This is a genomic window from Petrotoga sp. 9T1HF07.CasAA.8.2 (assembly GCF_002895585.1).
GTDB lineage: Bacteria > Thermotogota > Thermotogae > Petrotogales > Petrotogaceae > Petrotoga > Petrotoga mobilis.
Genome location: NZ_AZRI01000046.1, coordinates 1 through 9,234 on the forward strand (window position 1 = coordinate 1; position 9,234 = coordinate 9,234).

The 9,234-nt window shown below is 34.3% G+C and carries 8 protein-coding genes and 1 tRNA gene; 4 read left to right on the forward strand and 5 right to left on the reverse strand.

Annotation, left to right across the window (positions count from 1 at the left end):
- On the reverse strand, window positions 1-1,548 hold a 1,548-nt coding region (locus X925_RS09740), incomplete at its 3' end, for a methyl-accepting chemotaxis protein (RefSeq protein ID WP_146026701.1).
- A gap of 193 nt (window positions 1,549-1,741) precedes the next feature.
- On the opposite strand from X925_RS09740, the gene X925_RS09745 reads away from it, so the two are divergent.
- Complete coding sequence (locus tag X925_RS09745) at window positions 1,742-2,710, forward strand: aldo/keto reductase (protein WP_121959837.1); 969 nt, start codon at window positions 1,742-1,744, stop codon at window positions 2,708-2,710.
- Between the two features lie 185 nt (window positions 2,711-2,895).
- Here the strand turns inward: X925_RS09745 and lpdA are convergent, their stop codons facing one another.
- The 3 genes from lpdA to X925_RS09760 all read right to left on the reverse strand — a co-directional run bounded on the left by lpdA (window position 2,896) and on the right by X925_RS09760 (window position 5,215).
- On the reverse strand, window positions 2,896-4,251 hold the full coding sequence (gene lpdA / locus X925_RS09750) for a dihydrolipoyl dehydrogenase (protein ID WP_121959838.1): 1,356 nt from the start codon (window positions 4,249-4,251) through the stop codon (window positions 2,896-2,898).
- A 278-nt stretch (window positions 4,252-4,529) separates the two neighbouring features.
- Window positions 4,530-4,868 (reverse strand): carboxymuconolactone decarboxylase family protein, encoded by a 339-nt coding sequence (locus X925_RS09755; protein ID WP_103065860.1) that lies wholly within the window; start codon window positions 4,866-4,868, stop codon window positions 4,530-4,532.
- A 273-nt stretch (window positions 4,869-5,141) separates the two neighbouring features.
- Window positions 5,142-5,215: transfer RNA gene (locus tag X925_RS09760), tRNA-Gln, on the reverse strand.
- A gap of 222 nt (window positions 5,216-5,437) precedes the next feature.
- Here X925_RS09760 and yqeH point away from each other — a divergent pair.
- Complete coding sequence (gene yqeH / locus X925_RS09765; protein ID WP_121959839.1) at window positions 5,438-6,535, forward strand: ribosome biogenesis GTPase YqeH; 1,098 nt, start codon at window positions 5,438-5,440, stop codon at window positions 6,533-6,535.
- 32 nt (window positions 6,536-6,567) lie between these two features.
- Window positions 6,568-7,158, forward strand: a complete 591-nt coding sequence (gene pduL, locus X925_RS09770) for a phosphate propanoyltransferase (protein WP_121514904.1) — start codon at window positions 6,568-6,570, stop codon at window positions 7,156-7,158.
- 25 nt (window positions 7,159-7,183) lie between these two features.
- Here pduL and ylqF read toward each other — a convergent pair whose 3' ends face one another.
- A complete protein-coding gene (ylqF, locus tag X925_RS09775; RefSeq protein ID WP_121959840.1) occupies window positions 7,184-7,999 on the reverse strand; it encodes a ribosome biogenesis GTPase YlqF in 816 nt (271 codons plus the stop codon).
- A 214-nt stretch (window positions 8,000-8,213) separates the two neighbouring features.
- On the opposite strand from ylqF, the gene X925_RS09780 reads away from it, so the two are divergent.
- Window positions 8,214-9,095 (forward strand): PhoH family protein, encoded by an 882-nt coding sequence (locus tag X925_RS09780; protein WP_121959841.1) that lies wholly within the window; start codon window positions 8,214-8,216, stop codon window positions 9,093-9,095.
- Window positions 9,096-9,234 lie beyond the last annotated feature (139 nt).

Genomic DNA, 9,234 nt, shown 5'->3' on the forward strand with positions numbered 1-9,234 from the left:
TCCCGCTTCCCCTTCCCTTACCGCTTCTATCGCTGCGTTTAGTGCCAACAGGTTCGTTTGTTCCGTTATCGAGTTTATCGTTTCTACTATACTTTGTACGTTCTTGGCGTTGCTTGCGAGTGTTTCTACTTCTTTTTGACTTTCTTTTGTCCTTTCTACCGCTTCTTTCACCGCTTGACTTATACTTTCTATCGTTTTGCTTCCTTCTTCTGCCGCTTTACTTGTTTCATCTGCTTCTTCACTTAGTCTTTGTGCGTCTTGGGATACACCTTGTGCAGCCCTTGCTACTTCATCTACACCTGAGGTCACTTCTTCTACGTTTCCTGCCGTTTCTTCCGTACTTGTTTGTATCTTATCCATCTGGTTTTTGAGTTCTTCCGAGTTCTTTCTGCTTTCTTGTGATGAGCGCGTTAGACTTTCTGATGCGTTTTCTACTTTGTCCGATGCCTGCCTTATTGACCCCATGGATCTTCTTAATTCTTTACTCATTTCTGATAGAGCGTTAGCCATCTGACCTATCTCGTCTTTGCTTTTACTTTCAAAGTTTACCGTTAGGTCTCCTTCTTTGAATTGGTTTATCTTGTTTTTGAAGTCTAACAGTGGTTTCGTTATACTCCTTATTAGATAGATGACCATGATTATCGATACTATGAAGGCTACTATGGTTAAAACGGCTGTCAAGGTTATTGCTTGCTTGTTTTCTTCTATGAGTGATGGACCTAACGTGTCTTGCTGGACCTTTAATTTATTTCTTTGTTCTTCTAATAGGTTAAGTATCTCTACCCTTGCTTGTTCCATCTGCTCGATTATAGGCTCCTGGGATTCTATCGCTGTGACTATTTGATTGAATGTGTTTTTTAACTGCTCAACCATGTCTTTCATCTCGTTGAACAGTTCAGTTAATTCGTCAGAGGTTAATCCATATTGCATAATCAAAAGTTGAGAATCCAATTCATTTAAAGCATTTAAAACATTGTTTTTATCACCAAGAGATTTGGACGAAAAATACATGGAAGATAAATTATCTATATTATCCAATATATTGAGGGAACTGTCAGCATAAAAAACAAGGGTTGAAACATTATTCTCTTGGGCTAAGGTTTTAAAGTCAGTAATAATTTGGCGTAATTCATTTGATATATCTTTAAAATCTTGATTTACGAGCCTATTTTTTTCTTCGTTCAATTGAACAATTTGATTAAAATTACTTTCATACTCCCCTATCTTAGTGATTAAGTTTTGCACAACTGTAGAATCGGTAGTTTCATCTGTAAAGAAACTTTGAACAGCGTTGATATTTTGAGTAAAAGTTTCTTTTGTTTGTTCATCATAGTTAATCACATAGTCTTTGAAGGCTAAAGCAGCTCCAAAAAAGTCGTTTTCTATTTCAGAGATCTGATTCGTTACCTCAGATAAATCCCTATAACTACCCAAACCATTGTTGGACCTTACCAGAGAAAAAATATTGAAAGAGATTGCTGCCCCAAATAAAACAAAAATTACAACGATAATTAAAGTTATCCTTCCTCTGATGCTTTTGAATGACATGAAATTTTTTCCCCCTTATTTTTAATTATCTTGAGATTAATTATAATACAAAACAGCAAACAAAAGCAAATAAAAAGTTGCTAGAAATATTTATTCTTTTTAATAAGTTCGAATGCGAAAACGAAAAATTAAAGATAATATATGGTATAATGGTATATAGTATAATTAAAGAAGAAGGAGGAGGAGGCAGATTATGCAATATAACAATTTAGGTAAGGCGGGTATAAAAGTAAGTGAGATTTCATTCGGATCTTGGTTAACTTTTGGAAACCAATTAGATACAGAAGGGGTTAAATCGTGTTTGCGTACTGCTTATGAAAACGGCGTTAACTTTTTTGACAACGCAGAAGCCTACGCTAACGGGCTTTCTGAATCTCTAATGGGAATGGCGCTAAAAGAGTATAGAAGAGAAGACCTTGTAATTTCGACAAAAATATTTTGGGGTGGAAAAGGCCCAAATGATAGAGGGGTATCAAGGAAGCATCTTTTAGAAGGAACTTGGAACTCTCTAAAAAGGTTACAAGTTAATTATGTTGACCTTATATTTTGCCATAGACCAGATCCTACCACCCCCATTGAAGAAACAGTATTTGCAATGGATTATATAATAAGAAATGGTTTAGCTCTTTATTGGGGAACCTCAGAATGGAGTGCGGAGCAATTGGAAGAAGCTTATCTAGTAGCAGATAAAAGAAATCTTATTCCGCCCACAATGGAACAACCTCAATACAATATGTTAGTTAGAAACAAAGTTGAAAAAGAATTTAGACCTCTTTATGAAAAATATGGATTAGGGTTAACCACATGGAGTCCGTTGGCCAGTGGGGTACTCACTGGAAAATACAACGATGGAATCCCCCAAGACAGTAGACTTGCAAAATTTGAAAACTTACGAGAAGAGTTCGAAAAAGGCGGACTATTATCGCAAGAAAATATCGAAAAGGTCAGAAAATTGACAAAAATAGCTAACGATTTAGGTGCAACAATGGCTCAACTAGCTCTTGCCTGGATATTGAAAAATCCTAACGTTAGTACGGTAATTACAGGTGCAAGTAGGCCAGAACAGGTAAAAGAAAATGTAAAAGCTTCCCAGATAAAAGAAAAACTTACTGACACTGTAATGGAAGAAATCGAAAAAATTCTAAGCAACAAGCCCCAATAAAAATGATTAAAATCCCACCGAATTGGTGGGATTTTTTTACTCCCTTTAGCTTGAAAGCTCCTCACAACTTTGATTATGCAAAGCCGCAAACATTAAAAATAGTTATATTTAAGACAATGCAACTCTTTTGTGTACTTCTTCAAAGTCCCTTCTTTTTTCTTTGAACAACATTTTTTTCGAAAATTCTAAATATGTATAGCCAATCCTTCCACGCTTTCTTCTGCACCGAGAATACTTTCCGTTAAAGTTGGATGAGGATGTATACTATTCGTTAGTTTCTCTACACTCATCCCATATTTTACAGCCAAGACTCCTTCCATAATCATATCTGTAGCATTCGGAGAGACAATAGCTACACCTAATACTTTTTTAGTCTCCTTGTCAGCTATTATCTTTGCAAAACCATCTCTTTCTTCCATAGTTCTCGCTCTTCCGTTAGCAGATACAGGAAATTTTGAAATGATAACTTTTTCAGGATCAATTTCTTCTTCTTTTAACCCAACAGTTGCTATTTCTGGGTTAGAGAAAATGATGTTTGGCACAGCACTGTAATCCATTTCCTTGGCTTCACCTGCGATATTGTGGGCGGCTACTATGCCTTCATTCATAGCTACATGAGCTAACATAATATAGGCTCTAATATCTCCTATTGCATATACGTTTTCAACGTTTGTTCTCATTTTGGAATCTGTTTTAACCCCTTTTTCTATCTCTACACCTAAATTTTTAATATCTTGGGTTATAACAGGCCTTCTCCCCACGGCAAGTAATACCTTTGAGCTTATTATTTCTCTAGTTTCACCGTTGAAATCGATTTTTGATACATATGAATCTTCATTTTTTTTAATATCTATGACCTTATGTTTTTCTAAGACTTCCACACCTTTTTTAACCAAAGATTTTTTTGCTTCTTCTGCTACATCTTTGTCCTCATTGGGGAGTATATGTTCAAGCAGTTCAACAACATAAACTTTTTTACCTAAACTTGCAAAAAATGTAGCAAATTCTACACCAATTACCCCTCCACCAACTATCAAAATCGATTCAGGCATATGTTCCATCTTAAACACATCGTCACTTGTCCAAATTCCTTGAATTTTATCAAAGGGGGGAAACATTACTGGTTCAGAACCGTGAGCTAAAATAATGTTTTGCGTTTCTATACTTTTATCGCCAACTTTAATATGATTTTTATCAATTATTTCAGCGACACCTTGTATTAAATCGATATGATTTTTCTTTAATAGATACTCTACACCTTTTTTGGATTGTAGAACAATTTTTTTCATATGGCTCATTATTTCGCTTATTTCATATGTTACTTCACCCACTTTTATGCCTAATTTGTTCGATTTTTTTAAAATCTCTTCGTAAAGATGTGAAGAGGTCAACATTGCTTTTGTGGGGATACAACCTTTGTTGGTACAAGTCCCCCCAAGATTTTCTTTTTCAACAACGGCAACCTTTTTCCCTAATTGTGATAACCTTATTGCCGCTACATAACCGCCTGGTCCTGATCCGATAACAACAACATCGTACATTAGAATTTCCTCCCTTTAATTTGATTTTCTACTTTTTGAATCTCTAAAATATTCTATATAGCGTCCTTCCCCCGCTCCCCACCCAAAAGGATAAAAATATTTTTATCTTTTATTGCATAACTGCCCTTTTAAGGAATAAATCTGCGGTATCTTAGAACCTTAAGCCCAGCTGCAAGGATAATGAAAATTTATTCCTTTGTCCCACAACCCATCTAATTTCATCTTTCAATATTATAACAAAAAAGGGGAGATTTTCTCCCCTTTGACATAATTTATTATTATTTTAGGTCTTTTAATGCTTCCAAAACCAAACCTGCGTGCATTAAAGCTGGACCTCCACCCATTAACACTGCCACCCACGCAGCTTCCAAAATTTCCTCTTCTGTGGCACCTGCTTCTAACGCAAATTTCACATGACACGCGATGCACCATTCACAATTTCTTGCTATAGAAAGTGCAACAGCTATTAGCTCTTTAGTTTTTTTATCAAGGGCTGCACCTTCTTCTTTTTCGATGGCTTCCATCATGTTTTGGAAACTCCCCATTTGCTCTGGGTTTGTCTTAGAAAACTCCTTCATCCAATCCATTGCTTTTTGAAAACTATCTTTCATACTCATGGTAATCACCCCTTTTATAAGTTTTGTTATATATTTCACAATGTTGCAAAAACAAATTTCAAATCTTTATCTTTCAAGTACCTTTTTTCACTATTACTAAAAAAATTATAACTCAAGTTTGTTAAAATTTTAACAAACAAATGTTTCGTTTACATCAAATTATTTTTTCATCTATAAGTTCTTCTTATTCTTCAAATACTCTTTATTCCCAAGCGAAAGCTCTCTTTGCTAAAAAAGAAAAAAGGACCCTTTTATAGGATCCTTATATTGTATTGGCTGGGGGAGGAGGATTCGAACCTCCACTGACGGAGTCAGAGTCCGCTGTCCTGCCGTTAGACGATCCCCCAATCAGCAAAATTATTATATCACAATTTTTTTTGGTTGACAAGTAAATTTGAAACTCTAAAAAAAGAGGTCGATTGGGGACAAAAACCCTTAGCCCAAATACCTAGAAATTTCTAAGTATTCGGTTTTTTTAACATAGGTTCAAATGTTAGAAACTATTTTGTGGGAAAATAACTGCGGATTTTGTTCCTTTCAAAAATTTTTTAATGGAGACAATAATTATTATGAAATGTGAAGGCTGCGGTATAGAAATACAAACAGAAGACCAAGAAAAACCAGGATATATCCCTGAGAATGTTCTCAAAGAAAAAATGGAAAATAACGAATCTGTAGTTTGCCAAAGATGCTTTAAATTAAAGCATTATAATTATTTATTACCGGTTACAATAAATTCCGATTTTTCCGGTGAGCTTGACAAGATTTTAAAAGATTTTGAAACGGTTTTGTGGGTGGTAGATGTAATAGATTTCGAAGGCACATTCAGAAAAGAGATTGCCGAAAAAATAAAAGGGAAGAATATTTTTTTAATTGTCAATAAAATAGATCTTTTACCGAAAAGCACACCCTACGAAAAATTAAAAAATTGGTTGCTATTGAGAATCAAAGAGATGGGCATAAATATTCCGGATGATCATGTGAGAATGGTCAGCGTTAAAACAGGTATGGGAATAGAAAAAACAAAACAATTGCTTTTGCAAAAAGAGAAAGAAAAGGCATTGGTAGTAGGGGTAACCAATGTAGGTAAATCATCTTTTTTAAACAGACTAGTGGAAGCAGAAATAACTGTAAGTGCATATTCTGGAACTACTTTGAAGGTATTAAAAGCAAACGTACCTAACACAGATTTGCAATTATTCGATACCCCCGGCATTTTCACACAAGACAGGTTGTGCGATTTTTTTGATATTTATACTCAAGTTAAGATGATTCCTTCTAAAAAAATTAAGATTAAAACTTTCACTGTGAATGAAAAAAATGTTCTTTTTATCAGCGGATTGTTCTGGTTGAAAGTTTTAAAGAACGGTGTTAACAATTTACCACCTATAATCACGGTTTTCCTTCCAGAAGAAATATCTGCTCATAGAGCAAAAGAAGAAAGAGTCAATGATTTACTTCACAATAGAGAGGTTTTATTCCCTCCTTACAATGATAATTTTGATTTTGATCAAATAGAGTTTGAAAGAGAAAATGTAAAAATTGATAAGGGAAATGATATAGCCCTTCCCGGAGCGGGATGGCTTTCTATAAAAAGAGGTCCATTAATAGCTGAAATATCAAAACCTAAAGGGCTTAAGTATGTGATAAGAAAATCAATGAAATAGAAAGATTTCATCATTTATGGAGGTGTAAAAACTTGCAATTGAAAGAACCTGGAGTAGTTGTTGGAGTATCTAATAGGCATGTACATTTATCACAAGAAGATTTGGAAAAGTTGTTTGGTAAAGGTTATGAATTAACTCCCTTAAGACCATTGGGACAACCGGGGCAATATGCATCTGAAGAATGTGTAGATTTGATAGGACCAAAGGGTTCTTTCCAAAAAGTGAGAATATTAGGTCCTGTAAGAAAGGAGTCACAAGTCGAAATATCTAGAACAGACTCCTTTAAACTTGGAGTAAACCCCCCTGTTAGAGACTCAGGAGATATAGAAGGAACACCAGGGATTACGATAAAAGGACCTGTTGGTGAAATACAATTAAAGAAAGGTGTAATCATTGCCAAAAGGCACATACATATGCACCCAAAGGATGCCGAACATTATGGCGTTAAAGATAAAGACTTAGTTTCAGTATATTGTGATAAAGAAGGAAGAAGACTTATTTTTCAAGATGTTTTGGTCAGAGTCAGTGAAAAATATGCATTAGAGTTTCATGTTGATATCGACGAGGCAAATGCGGCTTTACTCAACAACGGAGATTATGTGAAAATTATAGAAAAATTCTAAAAATCGGTGCTTGCACCGGTTTTTTTCAATCAATATCAGAAGGTATTTCATAGGTTATACCTCCATATTTCCCTTCGGTTATTTCTCTTAGAAAGGCATTTCTTCCCCTTTCGTAATCTGGAACTCCGCCTTTTTTTATAAAATTTCTCTTCATAGAAAACCTTTCTATGAACTCAACTATATTTTCACAGCTTTCCCAATCTTCTAAAACTGAATCCAAAATATTAGGATACTCTTGTTTTAAAAAATCAAAAAGGTAGAAAAGAGCCTCATCTAATTCCGTATCTTCTGCTTTTAGAGAACCAATTAGAATTAATTTGTTAACAAGATCTTTGTTAAAAAGTTTTGGATATAACACACCCGGTGTATCAAGAACTTTTAAGTCCTTCGATACGGTTATCCATTGTAAACCTCTTGTTATCCCAGGTTTATTTCCTACTGCAGCAGATTTTTTCCCTTTTAGACGGTTTATAAAGGTAGATTTACCAACATTTGGTATACCAACTATCATAAGCGACTTTTCATTGAACTTTTGAGGGACGATGGGATAAATATATTTTAAAAAAAAGTCTTTCACATTGAATTCATTGAGGCTAAGTGAAAAAACATCCTCACCTTTTTCCTTATAATACTTCTCCCACAACTTGATTTTTTTCATGTCGCAAAGGTCTTTTTTATTGAGAATAATTATTCTTTTTTTGTTCCTAAAAAGCTGTTCTTCTTCATACGCCCTGCTAGCGTACGGAGCCCTTGCGTCAAGAATTTCCACTACAGCATTAACAAGTTTTAAATGCTTTTTTATCAAAGATTTGGCTTTTTCTATATGTCCTGGATACCACATGCTTTTAACCCCTTTATACAGCTGTTCTCACGATTATTCTTATTTTTCTTAAATTGTGGTATAATACAAGTGATAAAAGTATACCTTAATTTGTAAAAAAATCAAAGAGGAGGGATAATCTATTCTGAGATATTCTATCTCTATACCTGAGAATGTAGAACCGATTGAAATTTTTGGGGCTTATGATAGCCGAACAAAGTACATCAAGAAAGAGATGAACGTAGATATACATTACAAAAACAGAAAAATTTTCATCGAAGGAAAGGATGACGACTCGGTCAATAAAACATCAAAGATATTTACAGAACTTTTAGAAATTTTAGACGAAGGTCATTTACTCGATTGGGACGAATTCCAGTACGTGGTTTCTAGGTATAAAACCAACGGAAATGGCTCTAAGAGTGAAGAAAAGAAAAAATCAATGAAAGAAGTTATCAACACCCGGATCGTGGGTACCCAAATTTTTGCAAAAACCGAAGGTCAAGCAAATTATATCGACTACTTAAAAAATAATGACATTGTCTTTAGTATAGGACCAGCGGGAACCGGCAAAACGTATCTAGCGGTTGCTATGGGAGTAGACTATTTAAGATCAGGTAAAGTTCAAAGGATAATACTTACTAGACCAGCAGTTGAAGCAGGAGAAAAACTAGGTTTTTTGCCTGGTAGCTTTTATGAAAAGGTTGACCCTTATTTAAGACCCTTGTACGATGCCTTACTTGATTTTATGGATACTGACAAACTAATTTCATACAGAGAAAAAGGCATTATAGAAATACTTCCATTAGCTTACATGAGAGGTAGAACGTTAAACAATTCTTATATTATTTTAGACGAAGCTCAGAATACAACTTATCAGCAAATGAAGATGTTTTTAACAAGAATAGGTTTCAACACTAAGGCGGTCATCACTGGTGATGTCACTCAAATAGACTTAGAAAAAAAGAAAGATTCGGGGTTACTATCTGTTAGAAATGTTTTGAATGGCAACATTTCAGGAATAAAATTCATTGAACTTTCAAATAACGATGTGGTAAGAAATCCTTTAGTAAAAGAAATTATTAAAGCTTACGAAGACTATGAAAATGGTTTATAAATGGGTATAAAATAAGGAAGTGCTTTTCATTATATGAAGAACAAAAATACAGATAATAATAAACGAATTAGTAAAAATCTTTTTCAAAAAGTAAATTTATTTTTTTCTAAAAATAAAGGGGTTCTCTTCCAAAAAGTGT